Origin of the sequence: Shinella sp. AETb1-6 (assembly GCF_009826875.1) — a bacterium.
GTDB classification, from domain to species: Bacteria; Pseudomonadota; Alphaproteobacteria; order Rhizobiales; family Rhizobiaceae; genus Shinella; species Shinella sumterensis.
In genome coordinates this window covers 30395-50708 of the sequence record NZ_WUMM01000013.1, presented here as the reverse complement: position 1 = coordinate 50708, position 20314 = coordinate 30395, and the positions used below count along the sequence as shown (strand labels likewise).

Annotated in this window: 21 protein-coding genes; 13 read left to right on the top strand and 8 right to left on the bottom strand. The window is 62.2% G+C overall.

All coding sequences use genetic code 11. The features are described from left to right. Positions 1 to 71: 71 nt before the first annotated feature. Positions 72 to 926, top strand: coding sequence for a hypothetical protein (locus GR158_RS20245; RefSeq protein ID WP_160872349.1), 855 nt, complete (start codon positions 72 to 74; stop codon positions 924 to 926). Between the two features lie 16 nt (positions 927 to 942). Here the strand turns inward: GR158_RS20245 and GR158_RS20240 are convergent, their stop codons facing one another. Continuing rightward, entirely contained in the window at positions 943 to 1701 is a 759-nt protein-coding gene (locus tag GR158_RS20240; RefSeq protein WP_160872348.1) for an NAD(P)-binding domain-containing protein, read from the bottom strand. 17 nt (positions 1702 to 1718) lie between these two features. On the opposite strand from GR158_RS20240, the gene GR158_RS20235 reads away from it, so the two are divergent. From GR158_RS20235 to GR158_RS20205, 7 genes are all read left to right on the top strand, one after another. Then, positions 1719 to 2588, top strand: coding sequence for a GntR family transcriptional regulator (locus GR158_RS20235; protein ID WP_246665729.1), 870 nt, complete (start codon positions 1719 to 1721; stop codon positions 2586 to 2588). Between the two features lie 130 nt (positions 2589 to 2718). Then, entirely contained in the window at positions 2719 to 3828 is a 1110-nt protein-coding gene (locus GR158_RS20230; RefSeq protein ID WP_160872346.1) for a branched-chain amino acid ABC transporter substrate-binding protein, read from the top strand. 123 nt (positions 3829 to 3951) lie between these two features. Further along, positions 3952 to 4902, top strand: a complete 951-nt coding sequence (locus GR158_RS20225) for a branched-chain amino acid ABC transporter permease (RefSeq protein ID WP_134646273.1) — start codon at positions 3952 to 3954, stop codon at positions 4900 to 4902. Continuing rightward, positions 4902 to 5897 carry a branched-chain amino acid ABC transporter permease gene (locus tag GR158_RS20220; RefSeq protein WP_160872345.1) on the top strand — a complete coding sequence of 332 codons (996 nt, stop codon included), beginning with the start codon at positions 4902 to 4904 and terminating at the stop codon, positions 5895 to 5897. Before GR158_RS20225 ends, GR158_RS20220 begins: the two co-directional genes overlap by 1 nt. Further along, positions 5894 to 6724 carry an ABC transporter ATP-binding protein gene (locus tag GR158_RS20215; protein ID WP_134646275.1) on the top strand — a complete coding sequence of 277 codons (831 nt, stop codon included), beginning with the start codon at positions 5894 to 5896 and terminating at the stop codon, positions 6722 to 6724. The genes GR158_RS20220 and GR158_RS20215 overlap by 4 nt, the downstream gene beginning before the upstream one ends. Further along, complete coding sequence (locus GR158_RS20210; protein WP_246665728.1) at positions 6648 to 7397, top strand: ABC transporter ATP-binding protein; 750 nt, start codon at positions 6648 to 6650, stop codon at positions 7395 to 7397. Before GR158_RS20215 ends, GR158_RS20210 begins: the two co-directional genes overlap by 77 nt. After that, positions 7390 to 8679, top strand: coding sequence for an FAD-binding oxidoreductase (locus GR158_RS20205; RefSeq protein ID WP_160872344.1), 1290 nt, complete (start codon positions 7390 to 7392; stop codon positions 8677 to 8679). The genes GR158_RS20210 and GR158_RS20205 overlap by 8 nt, the downstream gene beginning before the upstream one ends. A gap of 18 nt (positions 8680 to 8697) precedes the next feature. On the opposite strand, the gene GR158_RS20200 is transcribed toward GR158_RS20205, so the two are convergent. From GR158_RS20200 to GR158_RS20170, 7 genes are all read right to left on the bottom strand, one after another. Continuing rightward, entirely contained in the window at positions 8698 to 9234 is a 537-nt protein-coding gene (locus GR158_RS20200; protein ID WP_134646279.1) for a hypothetical protein, read from the bottom strand. Positions 9235 to 9264: 30 nt separating this feature from the next. Further along, the gene (locus tag GR158_RS20195) at positions 9265 to 9978 is read right to left on the bottom strand and encodes an SDR family oxidoreductase (RefSeq protein WP_160872343.1); all 714 of its coding nucleotides are present in this window, start codon (positions 9976 to 9978) and stop codon (positions 9265 to 9267) included. A gap of 172 nt (positions 9979 to 10150) precedes the next feature. After that, the gene (locus GR158_RS20190; protein WP_160872342.1) at positions 10151 to 10885 is read right to left on the bottom strand and encodes a GntR family transcriptional regulator; all 735 of its coding nucleotides are present in this window, start codon (positions 10883 to 10885) and stop codon (positions 10151 to 10153) included. A 121-nt stretch (positions 10886 to 11006) separates the two neighbouring features. After that, positions 11007 to 11747, bottom strand: coding sequence for an amino acid ABC transporter ATP-binding protein (locus GR158_RS20185; RefSeq protein ID WP_160872341.1), 741 nt, complete (start codon positions 11745 to 11747; stop codon positions 11007 to 11009). Between the two features lie 11 nt (positions 11748 to 11758). After that, positions 11759 to 12871, bottom strand: coding sequence for an amino acid ABC transporter permease (locus GR158_RS20180; protein WP_246665727.1), 1113 nt, complete (start codon positions 12869 to 12871; stop codon positions 11759 to 11761). 10 nt (positions 12872 to 12881) lie between these two features. After that, positions 12882 to 14042 (bottom strand): amino acid ABC transporter permease, encoded by a 1161-nt coding sequence (locus GR158_RS20175; RefSeq protein ID WP_160872340.1) that lies wholly within the window; start codon positions 14040 to 14042, stop codon positions 12882 to 12884. 70 nt (positions 14043 to 14112) lie between these two features. After that, positions 14113 to 15153, bottom strand: a complete 1041-nt coding sequence (locus GR158_RS20170) for a transporter substrate-binding domain-containing protein (protein ID WP_160872339.1) — start codon at positions 15151 to 15153, stop codon at positions 14113 to 14115. Positions 15154 to 15414: 261 nt separating this feature from the next. Here GR158_RS20170 and GR158_RS20165 point away from each other — a divergent pair, with 261 nt between their 5' ends. The 5 genes from GR158_RS20165 to GR158_RS20145 are packed head-to-tail and all read left to right on the top strand — an operon-like array spanning position 15415 to position 20274. Beyond that, positions 15415 to 16386, top strand: coding sequence for a thiamine pyrophosphate-dependent dehydrogenase E1 component subunit alpha (locus tag GR158_RS20165; RefSeq protein ID WP_160872338.1), 972 nt, complete (start codon positions 15415 to 15417; stop codon positions 16384 to 16386). Continuing rightward, complete coding sequence (locus tag GR158_RS20160) at positions 16386 to 17363, top strand: alpha-ketoacid dehydrogenase subunit beta (RefSeq protein WP_134646293.1); 978 nt, start codon at positions 16386 to 16388, stop codon at positions 17361 to 17363. Before GR158_RS20165 ends, GR158_RS20160 begins: the two co-directional genes overlap by 1 nt. 15 nt (positions 17364 to 17378) lie before the next feature. After that, positions 17379 to 18689, top strand: a complete 1311-nt coding sequence (locus GR158_RS20155; protein WP_160872337.1) for an alpha/beta fold hydrolase — start codon at positions 17379 to 17381, stop codon at positions 18687 to 18689. 10 nt (positions 18690 to 18699) lie between these two features. Next, a complete protein-coding gene (gene proC, locus GR158_RS20150) occupies positions 18700 to 19515 on the top strand; it encodes a pyrroline-5-carboxylate reductase (protein WP_160872336.1) in 816 nt (271 codons plus the stop codon). Between the two features lie 24 nt (positions 19516 to 19539). Further along, positions 19540 to 20274 carry an SDR family NAD(P)-dependent oxidoreductase gene (locus GR158_RS20145; protein WP_160872335.1) on the top strand — a complete coding sequence of 245 codons (735 nt, stop codon included), beginning with the start codon at positions 19540 to 19542 and terminating at the stop codon, positions 20272 to 20274. Positions 20275 to 20314 lie beyond the last annotated feature (40 nt).

Below are 20314 nucleotides of genomic sequence, written 5' to 3'. Positions count from 1 at the left end.
TGTCTACACATTTGTATTGAGTTGGGATACGAGTGACGGACATATCGCACTTGCGGAACAAAGGAACGGAAATGTACCTCACATTCACGGCTGAAGGTCGGAGCTGGCCAATTCGCCTCAGCGGAAATGCGACCCGCACGCGCGCCGCATTGCTTGCGAGCCTGCCGCTACGCCTTCAGCTTCATACGCCGAAGATTGCCGGCAGCCACATTTACTGGCATGCGCCCTTCGTCGAGGATGTAGAAGGGGCCACCCACGTGCTCGATGCGCAGGCCGGCGCCTTTATCTACTGGCCGGTCCGTCAGTTCCTGGAAATCACCTTCGCCCCTCTGCAAGCGGAGAATGCGCAGATCACCGTGCTCGGGCAGCTCGATGCACCGGTGGACGGCATCGCGGAGCTTGCCACGACCCTGAAGAACGAGCAGGGCCATCGGATCATCGAGGGAACCCTCGCCTTGGCCGACGGGGAGGCGACCGGAGCGATAGCTTTGCCGCAGTTGCCGGACGATCTCGTGTCGCGCCGCAAGGCGTTGTGGCATGCGATGCCCGAAGATATCGCGCGCCTCACGATATCCCGTGCGATCATGCACCCTGCCGGCCCGGTCTTTGCGGCGGAAGCCGAGGCCCGTGTCCTGCATGAACTGCTCTGGTGGATTCGAGCCGGCCAGCCTCGGTATGATGACGCCGTGCTGCGGCAGGCCATGGCGATCACGCTCGACAAGACGGCGACGCGCTTGCGCGACTTCTGTCACATGGACGAGACGCCGGACCTGCTTTTCGCTCTGCGTGACGCGACGCAGACGGATGTGCCGCTGGCGGCCCTCGTTGACGAGGCAATCCTTGTCGCAGGCCGCATCGGCGCCTGGCTCGACCTGCTGATCCCGTGGAACGACCTCAACGAGGCCTTCCGCGCCGCTCTCGATTGAGGGTTATCTTCCACCATCAGGCCGGCACGCGGCCGGACAGCCGCTGAAGAACGGCGTCGCAGGCGGCCTGCCATGCCTGCGGCTGGCCCTCCCTTGCCAGGACACCAAGACCCAGCTCGGTGATGCCGCCGGGCGTCACCAGTTCCCCGATCAACGTTTCCATGGGCTTGTCGGTCTCCGCGATCAGCCGGCCGGCCGCGACGAAGGTCAGGGCGGCCAGTTTGCGCATGGCCATTGCATCGCCACCCCGCGCGGTCGTCCAGTCGGCTGATTGCCGGATGAGATCCTGCGCCCAGCCATAGACCGCGGCGTTGACGGTGGCCACTTCGAACTCCTCTTCACTGCCGAGCGGGATGACCGGTCCGAGCTTCTCCAACACCGCGATAGCCGGTCCGGTTGCGGGGAAGCACACGGTCGGGCTTGCATTGATCGCGGCCGATGTCAGCGGCATGGCGCGCATCACGCGGGCGGGACCTGCTTCAAGACGAGAAATCGTCACGCCGGCGCAAAATGACACGAGCGTCTGGCCGGGGCGCCAGGGCAGGTCGGCAGCCGCGGTGTGCGCATCGACAGGGCGCACGGAAAGCAGCACAATGTCCGCGCGATTCACGAGATCGTCGTTATCGGCGGCGAGGGGAATGCCCCAGCGCGCGGAAAGCGCATGTGCCTGCCCGCGTGGGGACAGGAGAATGTCGGCGGGATCAACACCCGCGCCTACGAGCCCGGATAGGATTGAAGCTGCGAGGTGACCAACGCCAATGATGCCAATAATCACCGTTCGCCTCCAAAGTGATGACGGCGGCTTGCCATCGACGCGAAGTTGAGAAAAAAGATATTGTACAAAACTGTAGACACTATCATTGCAGGCGACAAGACGCAGGAAGCGCCATGACGGAAAGAATCGATATGGAAGCGGCAGGCACGGCGATGGTTGAATCCGAGCAGGACAGCCGTCGATCGGCCGACAGCAGCGAACGCGCATACAACACGATCCGCCAGCTTCTCGTCGAATTCAAGCTCAAGCCCGATGCGCGGTTGAACGAGGTGCAGCTTTCGCGCAGTCTTGGCGTCTCCCGCACGCCTATCCGCGAAGCGCTCAACCGGCTTGCCTCGGAAGGTTTCGTGTCGCTCACGCCGAACCGCGGGTTCTTCGTGCGCAGCCTGTCGACGGAGGGCCTGATCGACCTCTACGAGTTGCGCTCCATTATCGAGTGCGCGGCGTTCCGCCTGATGTGCGAACGGGCCGTTGATGCGGATATCGGGCGTTTGACGGCCTACTGGGCCAGCATCGTGGATGGCTATCAGGACAATCCGCCGGATGAAATTCTGGCGAAGGACGAGGGTTTTCATCTTCTGATCGCCGAGCTTTCCGGCAATCCCGAACTGGTGAACCAGCTTGCCGCGATCAATGCGCGGATCCGTTTCATCCGGCGAATCCAGATCGAGCGCACGCATGATCCCCGTCAGGTCTCGTCTCATTCCGAGATCGTCGCAGCTGCGGTCCGGCGGGATGCGGAACGTGGAATGAAACTGCTGCGCGACCATATCGAAATGTCCGTTTCAGCAACGCAGGACGCCCTGAAGGACGCCTTGCTGAAGGTCTACACCGCGCCGGATCCTGCCGCGCCGGCACGGGGGCGCCGTAGGGTAAAAGGCGGTTGATGCAAAAATTGAACGCAATAGTGTCGACACTTTATTGACGTGGCATTAAATGTCTGCTTCCTTATGTGCATGGCGAGAGACCGTAACGGCCGGCCGACACTCGCGTAGCGTCCATCACAGGGGAACTCACATGAAAATCGCTGCTTCACTTTGCCTCGGCGTCACGCTGCTCGCCACGCCGGGCTTCGCCGAAGAAATCTCCGTTGGTCTCGCTGCTCCCTTGTCGGGTCCGCAGGCCTATTTCGGCAACACCTGGCACAACGGCTTCAAGCTGTACTGGGACAAGCTGAACGCCGAAGGTGGCGTCAACGGCGTGACGATCAAGTACAACCAGCAGGACGACAAGGCCGACCCGCGTGAAGGCACGCTCGTTGCGCAGAAATTCTGCGATGACGACAGCGTCGTCATCGGGCTCGTGAACTTCAATTCCGGTGTCGCCCAGTCCACGCTTCCGATCTATGAGGATTGCGAACTGCCGACCATGACGTTCGGCTCCAATCCCGATCTGACCAAGCAGGGCTACAAGTTCATGGTACGCCCGGTCGCAAACGATCTGGCAAATGCACTGCTGCCTGCTGAATATGCTCTGCAGAAGCTCAATGCCAAGACCGCCGTTATCGTCAGCGACAAGCAGGTGTTCGGTCAGGGCATTTCCGAAATTTTCGGAAAGAACTTCACGGCCGGCGGCGGTCAGGTGCTCGACACGCTCGCTGTTGCACCGACTGACGTGGACTTCACGTCCGTGCTCGCACAGATCAAGGCGAAATCGCCTGACGTCATCTATGTCGGCGCGGTCATGCCGCAAATCGCGCTTTTCGCCAAGCAGATGCATGAGCAGGGTGTAAATGCGTCGCTCATGGTGCCCGATGGCGGTTATACCCCCGATTTCATTGCGCAGGCAGGCGAGGCAAACGTTCAGGGCACGATGGTCGCCATTCAGGTTCCGCCGATGGACGCCTCCCCGGCCATTGCCGAATTCGCCAAGCTCTACAAGGAAAAATATGGCGAGGAGGCCGGCCCGTACTCGATCTACGGCTATGTCCACGGCCAGATTCTCGAGGCGGTGCTGAAGTCGACCAAGGGTCTGTCGCGTGAGGAAATCAACGATGCGCTGCATGCGGTCAAAGTTCAGACCGCCGTGGGTGAACTCGAATTCGACGATATCGGCGAGCTGAAGGTCGCGCCCTCCTACCTCTACAAGGTGGAAGGCAAGGACTTCAAACTGGCTGGCTCCAAGTAATGGTTTCGGGCCGGCCTTCCAGGCCGGTCCGTCCTTCGCCGTACGGCCGGTGATCTCGTGCCGCCGCCGCGCACCTATTCCCGTTCGCCGCCATTGCCGCGAACTCTTCCGGGCAGGATATCCATGCTGGGAACCTTCATTCAACAGACGGTCAACGCTCTGACCATCGGCTCCATCTACGCACTCATCGCGCTCGGCTACACGATGGTCTATGGCGTGCTGCGGATGATCAATTTCGCGCATGGCGAGATGTTCATGCTCGGTGCTTATGCAGCCTTTCTCGTGCTGACGGTGTTCGTCGGCGACATCGGAGCGGTTGGCGCCTTCGGCCTCACACTGGCATTCTTCGGCGCCGTGATAGCCGTCGGCTTTTTCGGTGTGGGCATCGAGCGGTTGGCTTACAAGCCATTGCGCAATTCCACGCGCCTTGCGCCGATGCTGTCGTCCCTCGGCGTCTCGCTGACGCTTGTCACCGGCGTTCAGATCCTGGCCGGCCCGCAACCCGTGGCGTTTCCGAGCTTCTTCCCGGCGACGCGCTACGACTTCATGGGCGGCACGGTCACGTCGGTCCAGATCGGCATTCTCGTCGCCGCTTTCGTGCTGATGTTTGCGCTCTATACGCTGGTGAACCGCAGCCGCATGGGCATCATCGTGCGCGCCGTTTCCGAGAGCCGTCCGACGGCGCAGCTGCTCGGCATCAATGTCAACCTGGCGATCTCGGCAGTGTTCTTCTCCGGTCCACTGCTCGGTGCCGCCGGGGGCATTCTCTATGCCAGCTACTACGGTATCATGTCGCCGACCATGGGCGCCGTGATCGGCTTGAAGGCTTTCACGGCGGCCATTCTCGGCGGCATCGGCTCCATCCCCGGTGCGATGCTGGGCGCGTATATCCTCGCTTTCGTCGAAGTCGGCGGGACTGCGCTCCTGCCGCTCATCACGAATGGTGTGCTCGGTACGGAGTATCGCGATGTGTTGTCCTTCGCCATTCTCATTCTCGTGCTTCTCGTGAAGCCCGCCGGCATTCTCGGTGAGCCCGTTTCCGAGGAAAGCATGGTCTACAAGAGGGAGTTCTGATGTCCAACACCAGCACTTCTCTATCCGTAAAGCCCCAGGCCTCGCGTCTCGTGGCCGTTCTGGTGCTTGCCGCTATCGTTGCGCTGGCGGCCGCAACGCCGTTCCTGCCAAACTACCATATCCGTGTCGTCAACAGCCTGCTCATCTACATCCTGCTGGGCATAGGCCTCAACATCGTCATCGGCTATACGGGGCTTCTCGATCTCGGCTTCGTGGCCTTTTATGCGGTCGGCGCTTACACCTACGCGCTGCTGGCAAGCCCGCAACTCGATCTGCACCTGCCGTTCCTTCTCATTGTCGGCATCGCGGCCGTGCTGGGCATGATCACGGGCATCCTTCTCGGCATCCCTGTCCTGAAGCTGAGGGGCGATTACCTCGCCATCGTCACACTCGGCTTCGGCGAAATCATCCGTATCGTCATCAACAATGTCGACTGGCTGACGGGTGGGCCGAAGGGCATCGCGCGGCTCGACAAGGCATCCATTCTCGGCGTCGAAATAGCGCGGCCGGTGGAAATCTATTGGCTGCTCCTCGTCACCGTGTTTTTGGTCGGCCTTTTCGTCTGGCGCCTCGAACGCTCGATCCTGGGCAAGGCCTGGGCAGCAATCCGCGAGGACCAGGATGCCGCGCGCGGCATCGGCATCAATACCACCAATGCCAAGCTTACGGCTTTCGCGACATCCGCCACGATCGGCGCGATTGCCGGAACGATCTTTGCGGCCTCGCAGCGTTTCGTCAGCCCGGAAAGCTTCACCCTGCAGGAATCGGTTTTGATCGTTCTGATGATCGTCATCGGCGGCATCGGCAACATCCTCGGCATCGTCGCAGGAGCGGCCATTCTCATCCTCTTGCCGGAAGTGCTGCGCGAATTCGCCGAGTGGCGCATCCTCTTCCTCGGTGTCTTGATGGTCGTGCTGATCATCGTGCGCCCGGCAGGCATCGTGCCGCGGACCTTCGGCCCGGAAAAACTCATTCGGGGACTTTTCGGCAAATGACGCTCGTCTTCAACAACCTGCGCAAGCAATATGGCGCCAATGTCGCGATCAACGATGTCTCGACGGACTTCGCGCCCGGCCTCATCTATGGCGTGATCGGCCCGAACGGTGCCGGCAAGTCGACGCTCATCAACATGACGGCCGGTTCCTACACCGTTTCGGCCGGCTCCATCTCGCTGGACGGACGTCGCCTCGATGGGATGAAGAAACACCAGATCGCCAATTCCGGCATCGCGCGGACCTATCAGAATATCCGGCTTTTCGACCAGATGACGGTGCTTGAAAACCTGGAGGTCTGCGCCTACCCGGCCGAGGTGCGCAATGTCTGGCGGGAGGTGCTCTGGCCGCCCTATGGCCGGGCGAGAGCGGCGGCGCGCCGCGAAAGCGCGATGGAGATCCTGCGCTTCTTCGGGCTCGAGGGTCATGCGGATGCAGAAGCCGGCAGCCTCCCCTATGGCCGCCAGCGCATGCTGGAAATCGCCCGCGCGCTGGCGATGAACCCGCGGGTTCTGCTGCTCGACGAACCCGCCGCAGGCCTCAACCATCATGAAACGGCTGAACTGACGGCGAAGCTTGCCGAGCTGCGCTCGCCCGAACGGATCATGCTGGTCGTCGAGCACGACATGGACCTGGTGATGACACTCTGCGACCGCATCGTCGTCATGCACCACGGCAAACTTCTCTTCCAAGGCACGCCCGCTGAAGTTCAGGCGAGCAGCGACGTTCAACTTGCCTATCTGGGGACCGACAATGACATCGATGACATCAGAGCCGCTGCTCAGGATCGCCGGGCTCAGCTCGGGATACGGGCGCGTCGGCGTTCTTGAAGGCGTCGATCTCGAGGTCGACGCACGCGAGATCGTCGTCATCCTCGGCCCGAACGGTGCCGGCAAGACCACGCTCCTGAACTCCATCTCCGGCGTGGCGCGCCCGACGGCCGGCACGATCCATTTCGAGGGGCGTGACATCACGGGAGCCCGGCCGGAGCAGGTCGTGCGCCTGGGGCTGACGCATTGCCCCGAAGGCCGGCAGATATTTCAACGCCTGACCGTCGAGGAAAATCTCGTTGCCGCACATATCGGCCGTGCCGGCAAGAGCTTCGAGACGCTGCGTTCGGAGGTCTTCGAGCTTTTCCCGGTTCTCAAGGAACGCCGCAACGGCATGGCGAGCCGCATGTCAGGCGGACAGCAGCAGATGCTGGCGATCGGACGCGCGCTGATGGCCGAGCCGAAGCTCCTGATGCTGGACGAGCCCTCGCTTGGTCTCGCCCCGAAGATCGTGCACCAGATATTCCGCATCATTCTTGATCTGTCGAAAACCGGCATGTCGATCCTGCTCGTGGAGCAGAATGTCCAGCTTGCGCTGGAATGCGGCGACTATGGTTATCTCCTGAACACCGGCCGGGTGAAGCTGCACGGACCGGCACAGGAGATGGCGGAGCATTCTGCGCTCGGTGAGCACTATCTCGGTGGCGCGACCGAGGACACCATTCATGTTTGAGGTCGACTGGAGTACTCCGCACCTGTGGCGGAAGACGACAGCGGCCCGCAAGACTTCTCCAGCGCTCATCGGCGATATCGAAACCGATGTGCTCGTCGTCGGTGGCGGGTTTACAGGCCTGGCCTCGGCGATCGGGGCTCGCGACAGCGGCACCGATGTCGTGCTGCTCGAAGGCAACGAGATCGGCTCGGCCGCTTCCGGGCGCAACAACGGGCTCGTCATTTCACACCATTCGAAGGCCTCGCCGTCGGAGTTCGACAAGGCGTTCGGCAGGACGCACGGTGATCGCTTCAACGCGCTCGTCGCGAGCGCGGCGGATGTCGCCTTCGGCTTGATGCAGCGCTTCGGCATCGATGCGCATCAGGTTCAGGAGGGCTGGATACAACCTGCCCACACGGAGGCGACATGTGCCCGCGCGCGGCAGTTCCACGATGAGTGGCGGGCTTTTGGAGCGCATGTCTCGTGGCTCGATCGCGATGAGGTGACACGCCGCGTCGGCAGCCCTTATCGCGCCGGCTGGATGGTCCATAATTCGGGGCACATCAACCCCTTCGCCATGACGGTGGGGCTGGCTGATGCCGTCGAGCGGGAAGGCGTGCATATATTCGAGAACACGCGCGCTGTGCGCATCGAAAGGGTGGAACGCGGTTGGCGGGTCTATTCGACGGGCGGCAGCGTCACCGCGAGCGAGGTTATCCTCGCCACCAACGCGCTGACGGATGATCTGTGGCCGGGCCTGAAGCGCACGCTGATCCCGATGAAGGTCTTTCAGGCCGCGACCGAGCCGTTGTCCGATGGTATCAAGGCGCAGGTCCTCGTCGGCAATCCGGCCGTTTCCGATATGCACAACGACCTGCGCTATTTCCATTACGATTGCGATGGCAGGCTCGTCAGCGGTGCGACGCACACATTCTGGCATGACGAGGACAGGCGCGGTCGCGCCAAGGTGGCGCGCATGCTGGCGCGCACCTTCAAGGCGCTCGGCGGAGAGCCGCCTATTGCTGAGTACTGGAGCGGTACCTTTGCCGTGGTGCCGGATCTCACGCCGCATCTCCATCGGCTGGCGCCCGGCCTCGTCTTTGGCGGGGTCTATTCCGGACGTGGTGTTGCGCTTTCCATGGCGCTTGGGCAGGAAATGGGACGGTGGGCGGCGGGTCGGCGGACGGATGCCGAGATGCCGCTTCCGGTCACGGCGATGCAGCCGATTGCCTTTCATCCGGTCGCGGTTCAGGTCGCAAACCGCATGCACGTCTGGAACCGCCTCAAGGACAGGCGCGCCTGAGCGCGCCTGTGGCAGGGCTTAGGCCTTTTTGTCGAGATTGCGGAAATAACGGACTTCGATGGCCCGCAGGATGTCGCGGGGTTCATCGTCGTAGCTTTCTGAAAACTGCTCTTCACCACATTCGATGGTGATGGCCCAGCGGCCGCGATGCGGATTCAGCGCGCAATCGGGGAAGTTCATGTGGTGATGCCAGGATTTTCCGGCGCTATCGATCTCCACGAGACGCTTGAGCAGCGGTGAACCATCGAGAAGCGTGTCTTCGGCGCTGGACGGATGACCGGCGTCGAGAATGTCGTCGCCATGCAGCATCCTCACCAGTTGCTTGTCGACTTCGGGAAATCCGTCGGACGGCGCGATATAGGCGGTGTGCGTCGCGTCGTCCTCCACGACGGCAGCATAGCGGCCATCGAACGGGTTGAACCGGCAGCCGGGGGACAGCACATGCGAGTGCCAGGGCTTGCCTTCGCGTTGCAGACGCTGTGCAAGCGGCAGGCACGCATCGAGCGCAATGGTCGTGTAATTGATGGAGCCGTGGTGGGCGGTGCCGTTGCACATGATGGGGCCTTTCGTTGGATGGGAAGGGGATCAGCTCTTCGAGAAGCGTGTGCCGCCGACGACCTGCCGGGTGGGAAGCATCTCGATGATGGAAAGGTCGACGGCCGGCGGGGTTGCAAGCATATGCGAGGTCGTCGCGGCGACGTCTTCGGGCAGGATGCACTCATAGCCGTCATAAAAATCAGCATCCATTTCGAGCTGGTTGTGAATGCCTGTGCGAACACGGCCGAGGCGGATCTCGCCGACACGCACCGGTGTTTCCTGCAATTCGAACCGCAGGTTGGCGGCGACCGACTGCATGGCCGCCTTGGTGGCGCTGTAGGCGCCCGGGCCCGCGCCGGGGATATTGCCGCAGATGGAGCCGAGGAGAACGATGCTGCCGCGCTGCCGTTCAACCATTCCAGGGACAACTGCGCGCAGCACATTGAACAGGCCGGTGAGATTGACGGCGATCAACCCGGCAATCGTCTCCGCCGGTGTCTTGTGGATGGGCAGGTTCGGGCCGAGGATGCCGGCGCCGTGAACAAGAACATCCGCGGTCAGCCCTGCAAGGGCCGCCTCGACGGCAGCCGCGTCGCCGATGTCGACGGCGATACCCTCGCACCCGTATCGTTCACAGAGATCATCGAGAGCCGCGCGGCGGGTGCCGACAGCAATCACGCGAAAACCTTCGCTGGCCAGGCGCTTGGTGACCGCATCACCGATGCCTCCCGTCGCGCCCGTTACGATGGCCGTTCCCGTCATTCGCGTCCTCCCGGAGGTATATGTTATTTGTTGTAACATTTAACGCGATGCAGCTTTTCGCGTCAAGGATCAGATTGGAAATCAGGCTTTTTGCGAGAAGATTGAGTTTTGGGAGAGATGGTCGGCGCAACGCTTGAGCGACGACGCCATGACGCCCGCGAGCGCACCTATCTCAGCGCGCCGCCTTGTGCCGGCGCTCGGTGCCCTGCTGGGCCTTGATCATATCGACCAGCGTATCTGCCGCGAAGTTGATGTCGACGACGACAGCGCTGGCAAGGCGCTCGGGATCGCGCGATTGAAGCGCACGCACCATCATCTGGTGATTGTTGATGCCCTGTTCGATCTGACCGAAGCGGGGATAGATGACGTTGAGATAGGAGCTGTTCATCATCCAGCGCTTTTCGATCATCCGTACCAGCTCATTCATCCCGCTCGCGCGATAGATCGCGAAGTGGAATTCCCAGTTCAACTCCATGACCCGGGCATAGTCCTTGCGCTCGTTTGCCTGGACCATCAGGTCGTTGATTTCGATGATATGGGCGATTTCCACGTCGGTGATGCGCAAGGCTGCTTCGCGCGCGGCCAGACCTTCGAGCGCTGCACGGATCTTCGTGAGCTCGATGATCCGCTCCGTCGTCAGCGTCGGCACATAGACCGAGCCGTTCGAGCGCATTTCCAGAATGCCCTCGGCGGCGAGATTGTAGAGCGCTTCGCGCGCCGGCGTCAGGCTGACATCGAGCGCCGTGGCGACGGCGCGGATCGTGAGCTTCTGGCCCGGCTTGAAACGGCCGGCCATGATGGCGCTGCCGAGCTGGGTGCGCACCTGCTGTCCCAGCGTCTCGCTACGGCCGATCGGTGCCAGATCGATGCCGGCGAAGGAGGTGTCTTCGGTCTTCGTCTTGTTCATTTTGTCGCCGGCACCCGAGACGCCTCCAGCCCGATAACTGAGGCGTGTATTGTTATTTGCTGCACCACTTTACACGTGATTGATGGCGGACGGAAAGAGGCGGCGGCCGTCTCTCCCCGGTTCAGTGGCTGAGCACCTGGCTGAGGAACGTGCGTGTGCGCTCGTTCTTCGGATTATCGAAAAGTTCGGCCGGCCGGCCCTGCTCGACGATTTCGCCCTTGTCCATGAAGATGACCCGGTCGGCCACTTGTCGTGCGAAGCCCATTTCGTGCGTGACGCAAAGCATGGTCATGCCGTCACTGGCGAGTTCCACCATGACATCGAGCACTTCCTTGATCATCTCCGGATCGAGCGCCGATGTGGGCTCGTCGAAGAGCAGGATCTTGGGTTTCATGCAGAGTGCGCGGGCAATAGCCACGCGCTGCTGCTGGCCGCCGGAGAGCTGGCCCGGAAATTTGGATGCCTGCTCGGGAATGCGCACGCGCTCCAGATAGGTCATGGCGGTCGCCTCGGCTTCCTCGGCCGGGATCTTGCGGGCAAGCGCCGGCGCAAGGGTGCAGTTTTCCAGCACGGTCAGGTGCGGGAAGAGATTGAAGTGCTGAAAAACCATGCCGACGTCACGCCGGATATGGTCGATATTGTCGATATCGTCGTTCAGCTCCGTTCCCAGCACGTCGATGCGGCCTTGCTGGTGTTCTTCCAGGCGGTTGATGCAGCGGATCAGCGTCGATTTGCCCGAGCCCGACGGTCCGCAGATGACGATCCGTTCGCCCGAGCCGACATCGAGGTTGATGTCCCGTAGGACCTGAAACCGGCCGTAGTACTTGTTCATGCCGGTGATGCGTATTGCGGCTTCACTCATGAGGGTTTCTTTCAATGCTGGCCGAAACGCATGCGCCGCTCGAGATAGGCGCCATAGCGGGAAAGGCTGAAGACGAACACGAAGTAGACGAGCGCCACGAAGATGTAGACCTCGAAATAGGCGAAGGACCATTCGCCGGTGCCGTAGGCGGCATTGCCCGACGCGAGGATGTCGAAGAAGCCGATGATGACGATCAGCGACGTTTCCTTGAAGGTGATGACGAGCTGGTTGATCGTCGGCGGCAGGGCATTGCGGAAGGCCTGGGGCAGCATGATGCGGCCGGTTCGCTGCCAGTAGCTCAGCCCGAGCGCCTTGGCCGCCTCTTCCTGGCCAACGGGGATGGACTGAATGCCGCTGCGTATGATCTCTGCCTGATAAGCGGCGAAGAAGAGAGCAAAACCGATGATGACGCGCCAGATCTTGTCGCCTTGAAGCCAATCCGGCAGGACGAAGGGGAAGATAAGGGCGGCTGTAAACAGGATGGTGACGAGGGGCAGGGAGCGGACACCGTCGATCAGGGCACCGGTCATTCTGGAGACGAGCGGCATTTCGGAACGGCGCAGTAGCGCCATGGCAATGGCCATGGGCATGCCGATCAGGACGCCGGCGGCATAGAGAAACACCGTAAGCGTCAGCCCGCCCCAATCGGCGGGCATGACGGCCCGCATGCCGAAAAGGCCGCCGCGCATCAGCACATAGAAGATGACGAAGCCGGCGCACCAGAGGATGGAAAGCCGCAGCGGTTTCCAGAACCATGGCAGGCAAGACAGCACGATCGTCACGACCATGACGACGCAGGCCAGCATGGAGCGCCACTGTTCGTCATAGGGAAACAGGCCGAAGATGATGATACGCCACCGTTGTTGGATCACAGCCCAGCAGGCGCCCGCGATGTCGCGGCAGACGGCGGACGTGCCATCCGGGGAAGACCACACTGCCTTCAACACCGCCCAATCGAGCGCATGATAGGCGAGGTAGAGGAGAGCTGCCATGCCCAGGAGCGAGATCAACGCGTTGGCGGGGGTGCGGAAGTAGCGCCGGCGAAGGCGCGTTGCGAGCCCGTCGGGCCGAAAGCCGACGTTAAGCGTTTGCCGGGGTGTGTTCATGTCGGAAACGGCGGTCATGGCGCTCTCCTCAGGTTCTCAACTGCGTGCCCTTGAGGGCAATCGCCTTGTTGACGCGATTGAGGACGAAGGAGAGCGTGTTGTTCATGATCAGGAAGCCGGCCATCAGGATGGCGATCAGCTCCAGCGTCTGGCCGCTCTGGTTGATGGAAACCGAAATGACCGAGAAGAAGTCGGCAAAACCGACGACGATGCCGAGCGTGGTCGCCTTGAAGAGCCAGACATACTGGTTGATCAGGGTCGGTAGCACCGCGCGGATGGCGAGCGGCAGATGGACGCGGGAAAAGACGTGCCAGGAAGACAGACCAAGCGCACGGGCCGCCTCGACCTGGCCCTTGCCGACGGACTGGAAGCCGGCGCGAATGACCTCCGCGATATAGGCGCCGCCATAGATGGCGGTGGCGATCGCCAGCGCTGACAATTCCGGCGGAATGGTGATGCCGCCACGGAAATTCAGGCCGCGCAGTTCCGGGACGGAAAAAATGTCCGAGCCCGGCTCGCGCGCATAAGCGAGAATGCCGACCATGGCAGCAAGTGTCAGGCCAGCGAGGACGAACTGGAGCGTGCCGCGGTTCTTCACGCGCCGGAAGCGGCGCGACATGGAAAACCAGGCAAGCAAGGACAGGCCGAACAGCAATGCCAGCGCGACGGCGGCAAACCACTGGCCACCGACGTTGAGGCTGGGCACGAACATGCCGCGGGCCGACAGGAAGATGGCGTCGAATAGCGAATAGGCCTGTTTCGTCGGCGGCAAATGGGTCAGCGCCGCATACCAGAACAGGGCCTGCAGGATGAGCGGGACATTGCGGAACGTCTCGATGTAGAGGGTGCCGATATCGTTGAGCACGCCATTGGAGGAAATCCGGAAGGAGGCGATGACCAGGCCGACGATGTTGGCCAGGATGATGCTGAGAATGCCGAGGAAGATGGTGTTCGCGATGCCGACCCACAACATCTGAAGGTAGCTTTCGAACGGATCGAACGGGACGAGCGAGAAGCCGATCCGGAAGCCGGTTGATTTGTAGAGGAAATCGAAACCGCTGGTCATGCCTTGTGCGGCCAGCTTCCTCGATGCCTCATGTACGGCGCCGAAGACGACGAGGGCGAGAATGGCAAGAAACGCCACCTGATAGGCGAGGCTGCGCGTTTTTCTGTTTCTGAACATCTGCATGGGAACAGCCCTCCGCTGTCATCGGGGTCGCCGGCGCGTCATGCGCCGGCGACCAGCCTTGGGAGAAGGATCAGTCGAGAACGAGCGGATAGAGGATGCCGCCGTTCTTCATCAGGGCGTTTACACCGCGCTCGACCTTGTAGGGCGAGTCCTTGCCGATGTTGCGGTCCCAGATCTGGGCGTAGTTGCCGACGGTCTTGATGACGTTGTAGCCCCAGTCGTCAGTAAGTCCGAGCGGCGTGCCCATGCCGGGCGTCGCGCCCAGCAGCTTGCCGATGGCGGGCGTCGGCGGGTTGGCTTTCATCTCATCGACATTTTCGCTCGTCACGCCGGCCTGTTCGGCAAGCAGGAGCGCGGTCTGCACCCAGTTGGCGATGTCGACCCAGTTGTCGTCGCCCTGGCGCATGACGATGCCGACCGGCTCGGCCGAGAGGACGTCCGGCAGGATGACGAACTCGTCGGGGTTCTTGGCTTCCGTGGCGCGCAGGACGCCGAGCTGCAGATCCCATTCCATCATGGCGTCGCAACGGCCGGCAAGAAAGGCTGCGTTGGCTTCTTCGGTCTTCTCGAAGGGAACGACGTTCAGCTTGTAGCCGTTCTGCGCCTCGTGCTCGACGGCGTAGCGTTCCATGGTGGTGCCGCTCGGCAGGCAAAGCGTGCCGCCGTCGAGATCCTTGGCCGAGGCGACGTTCAGGTCCTTGCGCACCATGTAATGAATCGCGGCCATCATGTAGGGCTGCGCGAACTGGGCGCGGATTTCGGTGTCGCGGCTGAACGTCCAGCCGGACGATTTGATGACCATATCCAGTTCTCCCGACTGGAGCGACGGCCAGCGCTGTGCCCAGCTGGTCGGCTTGATATCGACATGACCTTCCCACGTGCCGAAGATCGCCGTCGCAACGGCATGGCACAGATCGATGTCGAAGCCCTTCCAGTTGCCTTTGTCGTCCACTTCGGCAAGGCCCATGTAGGAGCCGTTGTGGCCGGTGCAGGCGAGAGCGCCGCGCTCCTTCACCTTCTTCAGGGTGTCGCCGAACTCTGCATGGGCCGGTGCGACCGAAAGCAGAACCGTACCCGCGAGCGCGGCGACAAGTGTCGACTTGATAGACATGGATTCCCCTTTTTTGCTGCTTGCCGACAAGCCGGACCACCCGGCCGCCAAAAGTTATTTGTTATATAATGATCGAGGCTTCAAATTTGTCCAGATGATTCACGCACTGATCCGAGAAATCTGGTAAGTACATGTTTTTATGTTCAATATTGGATAATTCGTGCGATTTTCACGCGAATTTTCGGGTTTGCATCAAAAAACAAATTGCGCGGCTTCTCCGTTATGATACGTGTTATAACAAATTAGGCCACGAGGACGATGATGATCAACGCGCCATCCACGGACGAACTGAAGGACATCCACCACAAGATGGTGGTGACGCGTGAACTTGAGGAAGTGCTTGGCACCTATGCCAAGGAAGGCAAGACCCGTGGCCCCATTCATCGCTGCGACGGACAGGAGGCCGTGGGCGTTGCAGCCTGTGCGGCCCTGCGCGCAGACGACTACGTCTGCACCACCCACCGCGGCCATCATGTCTATGTCGGCAAGGGCCTGACGACGCGCGGTATCGTCGCCGAGATCTTCGGCCGTGAGACTGGTTACTGCAAGGGCCGCGGCGGGCATATGCTGCTGGGCGACGTGAAGACCGGCATGCTCGGCGGCAACGCCATCGTCGGCGCCGGTATTCCGGCCGCGACGGGCATGGCGCTGTCCATGCAGATCCTCAAGCAGGACCGTGTCTCCATGGTGGTGTTCGGAGACGGCGCAGCCCAGACCGGCATCTGCCACGAGGCGATGAACATGGCGGGGCTTTGGAAACTGCCGGTCATTTTCGTGCTCGAGAACAACCAGTACGGCTTGACGGTGCGCCAGGAGGTGCAGTCGCCGGTGGAGGATCTCAGCATCCGGGCCGCCGGTTATGCGATGCCCGGCGAAATCGTCGACGGCAATGATGCCGAAGCGGTCTACCGCGCCGTTGCCGCTGCTGCCGAACGTGCTCGCCGCGGTGATGGTCCCACCCTTATCGAAGCCAAGACCTACCGCGTGAAGGGCTTCTCCACATCCGACATGGGCGGTTACCAGTCCGAGGAGGAAATGGCGCCCTGGCTCGACCGTGACCCGATCAAGCTTTCGGCGGAGAAGCTTTCCGCATTGGTGGGCGCCGAAACGGTTGCCGCCATCGAGGCGGCCGCTCGCGCGGAAGTCGCACAGGCTTTCGAGGTCGCGCTCTCCGACCCGTTCCCGACCTTTGAAATCCATGCCCCCTCGGCCGCCTATTCGGAGACCAAGTGATGACCGTGATGCGTTATGCCGAAGCGTTGAACGCCGCCCTCAGGGAGGAGATGCAGCGCGATCCGAGCGTGTTCCTGTTCGGCGAGGACATCGGACGATATGGCGGCGTCTTCAAGGTCTCCAAGGGCTTGCGGGACGAGTTCGGCGATGCGCGCGTCCGCGACACACCGATTTCCGAACAGGCGCTGACGGCGATGGCGGTCACGGCGGCGATGTCCGGCACGCGCCCTGTCCTCGAGATCATGTATGCCGATTTCCTGCCGCTGTCGCTCGATGCGCTCATCAACCAGGCCTCGGTCTTCACCTATCTCTGGGAAGGGCAGGTGGATATTCCCTTCGTGCTGCGCACGCAGGGCGGCGGCGGCGTGGGCACAGGCGCCCAGCACGCCAAGAGCCTCGATGCGATGGTCTGCCATATTCCCGGCATCAAGGTCGTCGCGCCGGCTACGCCCGCGGATGCAAAAGGCCTGTTGAAATCGGCCATCCGTGACCGCCAGCCCGTCGTCTTCCTCGAACACAAGCTGCTCTACAACACACGCGGCGAGGTGCCAGACGGTGACGAAGTGCTCGTGCCGATCGGCAAGGCGAAAACCGTCGTCGAGGGCAAGCATGTCTCGATCTTCGCGTCGTCCAAGATGGTGATTGAGGCTGAGAACGCGGCCAAACTGCTCGCCAAGGATGGCATCGAAGCCGAAGTGATCGATCTGCGCACGCTGCGTCCGCTCGATCTCGATGCGATCCGCGGATCCATCGCCAAGACCAACCACGCCGTTGTGGTCAATGAGGGCTGGACTTTCTGCGGCTATGCCTCGGAGCTTTCCGCGACGATCATGGAGCATTGTTTCGATGATCTCGATGCGCCGGTCGCGCGCGTCGCGATGCCCGACATGGCTATCCCCTATTCCGAGCCGCTGGAAATGGCCGTTCTGCCGAATGCGGTGAAGATCGCCGCTGCGGCGAAAAAGGCCCTCGCGTAAGGCCGGGAGACAGATATGGCAACGCCGATAACCGCAGGCGCCGTCGCCGGCGAATATATGGAAACGCTCGTGATTGTGGAGTGGCGTGTCGGAATCGGCGATGCGGTCGCCGAGGGCGATGTGCTCCTCACCATCGAAACCGCCAAGGCGGCGGTCGATATCGAGGCCCCCTCTGCCGGTGTGGTCAGCGCCATCTTCGCGGAGGTGGACAGCGAGGTTCCGGCTGCGGCCGTGCTGTGCCTGATCGGCAAGGATATAGCGGATGTCGACTATGACGGCGGAGAAGCGCCTGTAACAGGTTCCAGCTCGTCATCCACGCCGGCGACGGCGGTCATGGCGGCGGAACGTGCCGCGGAGGCGCCGCGTGCGGCGGTGTCCTCCGCGCGCATTGTTGCAAGCCCGGCAGCGCGCCGCGCGGCCAGTGCCGCCGGCATCGATCTGCGCGTGGTCAGAGCGTCCAGCCCGTCCGGCCGGATCAAGCTGCGCGACATCGCCGGTGCATCGCAAAGCGCCCCGGCCTTTGCCGGGTCTGCGCCTGTTTCGGCTGGCCTTCCCGTTGACGAAAACGGCCCGCTCAAGGTGCACCGAAGCGGTGCCACGGGCGGCGCACCCGTTTTCCTGATCCATGGTTTCGCGAGCGACTCGCTGTCCTGGTATCCGCTCGATCGCCAATTGGCGAAAAGCCATCCCGTATACCGTGTCGATCTGCCGAACCACGGCGCTTCGCCGAAACGGCAGGTCTCAGGCTTCGCCGATCTGGTGCGCGAAGTGCGCGACGCCTTCGATGCGCTCGACCTGGACGGCGCGCATGTGATCGGCCATTCACTGGGCGGGGCGCTCGCGCTTGCGCTTGCCGATACGCGGCCGCGCAAGGTGGCGTCCCTCACGCTCCTTGCACCGGGTGGTCTCGGCCCCAAGGTCAACGGCGACTTCATTTCCGGCATTGCCCGCGCCTCTCGTCCCGAAAGCCTCGCGGCTTGGCTGAAGGTGATGGTGCGTGACCAGACGCTCGTCGATCTCCCCTTCGTCAACGCCGCCTTCGCGGCCCGTGCGAGCGCGGACCTTCGTGCCGCGCAATCCCATATGGGTGAGACGCTGTTTGCGGACGGCACCCAGAGCTTCGATCTCGTAGCTGCACTGCATCGCCTGGACTGCCCGACGCGGATCATCTGGGGCCGCAAGGACCGGGTTCTCGATTGGCGCGACGCTTTGCAGGCACCCGGTCATGTTGGCCTTCATCTTCTGCCCGACGTCGGCCACGTGCCACATCTCGAGGCGCCGGATCTTTCCCTTGGCATCATCAGCGCCTTGATCAAGAGCATTTGAGGAGCGGCCCATGTCCCACACGCTTCTCCTCATCGGCTGCGGCAACATGGGTTTCGCCATGTTGTGCGGCTGGCTTCGCGAAGACCCGACGCTCACCGTCCATGTGGTCGAACCCGCCGATGCGCTTCGTGACCGAGCAGCCGGGGTTGGCGCGCTCGCCGTCCCGCAACTGGCGGATCTTCCGCAAGGACTCGCCCCCGAGGTGGTGTTCGTCGCCGTCAAGCCGAACCTCGTGGAAATGGTCCTGGCAGGCTGCGGCGACTTTGCCGCGCGCGGCGCGACCTTCGTCTCCGTCGCAGCCGGCGTAACCACCGCAGCAATGGCACATCGTCTTCCCGGTGGTGCCTCCATCGTCCGCTGCATGCCGAACACGCCTGCAGCGATCGGCGAGGGCATGATGGTTCTCTATGCTCGTGTTGACGTTTCCGATGCCGCGAAAACGCTCGTGGCCTCGCTGTTGGCGACCTCGGGCATGGTCGCGTGGATCGATGATGAAGCGCAGATGGACGCCGTCACTGCGATTTCCGGTTCGGGGCCTGCCTACGTCTTCCATTTCATCGAGGCCTTGACGGATGCGGGCATCGCCCTCGGCCTTCCGGCCAAAACCGCGGCATTGCTGGCAAAGCAGACGGTGCTCGGCGCAGGCCGGCTTGCCATGGAGGCGGATGTGGATCCGGCCACGCTGCGCCGGCAGGTCACGAGCCCGGGCGGCACGACGGCCGCTGCCCTGAATGTCTTCATGAGCGATGAGCGTACCGAAAAACTCGTGGCAGAAGCGGCTCGCGCGGCTCGCGACCGCAGCATCGAACTTGGAAAATCCAACTGACAGCAAATCCGGAAGGACATGGACATGATCAGCCTCATAACAGGCGGCGCGCAGGGCATCGGTTTCTCCACGGCGGAACATTTCGTCCGCAGGGGCGATAAGGTCTGCATCCTGGACCGCGCCGGCGTTGCCGAAGCGCGTGAGAAGCTCGGGGCCGATGTATTGGCCATTGAAGGCGACGTCACGAACCCGGCGGATGTCGATGCAGCTGTTGCGCGCACGGTCGAAACGTTCGGCGGGCTCGACACCCTTGTGACGGCCGCCGGCATTGTCGCCGTCGAGCAGGCGATGGATGTGGTGGCAGACGCTTTCATGCGCATGATGTCGGTCAACGTGCTGGGCAGCTTTCTGCCGGCCCAGAGTGCTGCGCGCCACATGAGCGAGAACGGCGGTGGCAGCATTGTCTTCATCGGTTCCGTCTACGGCTCCGTCGGTGCGCCCAAGCGCACGGCGTACTGCGCCTCGAAGGGCGCGGTTCACAACATGATGCAGTCGCTGGCGACCGAATGGGGCCCCCTCGGCATCCGCGTCAATGCGCTGGCACCGACGGGTGTGCGCACCCCGATGGTGCAGGACCTTATCGACAAGGGCATCTACAACATGGTCGGCGTCCGCAACCGCACGCCGCTCGGTCGCATCGCCGAACCGCAGGAAGTCGCGGCTGCGGCTGCGTTCCTCTCTTCGCCGGAGGCCTCGATGGTGCATGGCATCGTGCTTCCCGTCGATGGCGGCTGGATCGCAAACGGCTATACCTGGTGACATTTCCCGATCGAACCATTTCGGTTCAGGCATGAAAGGC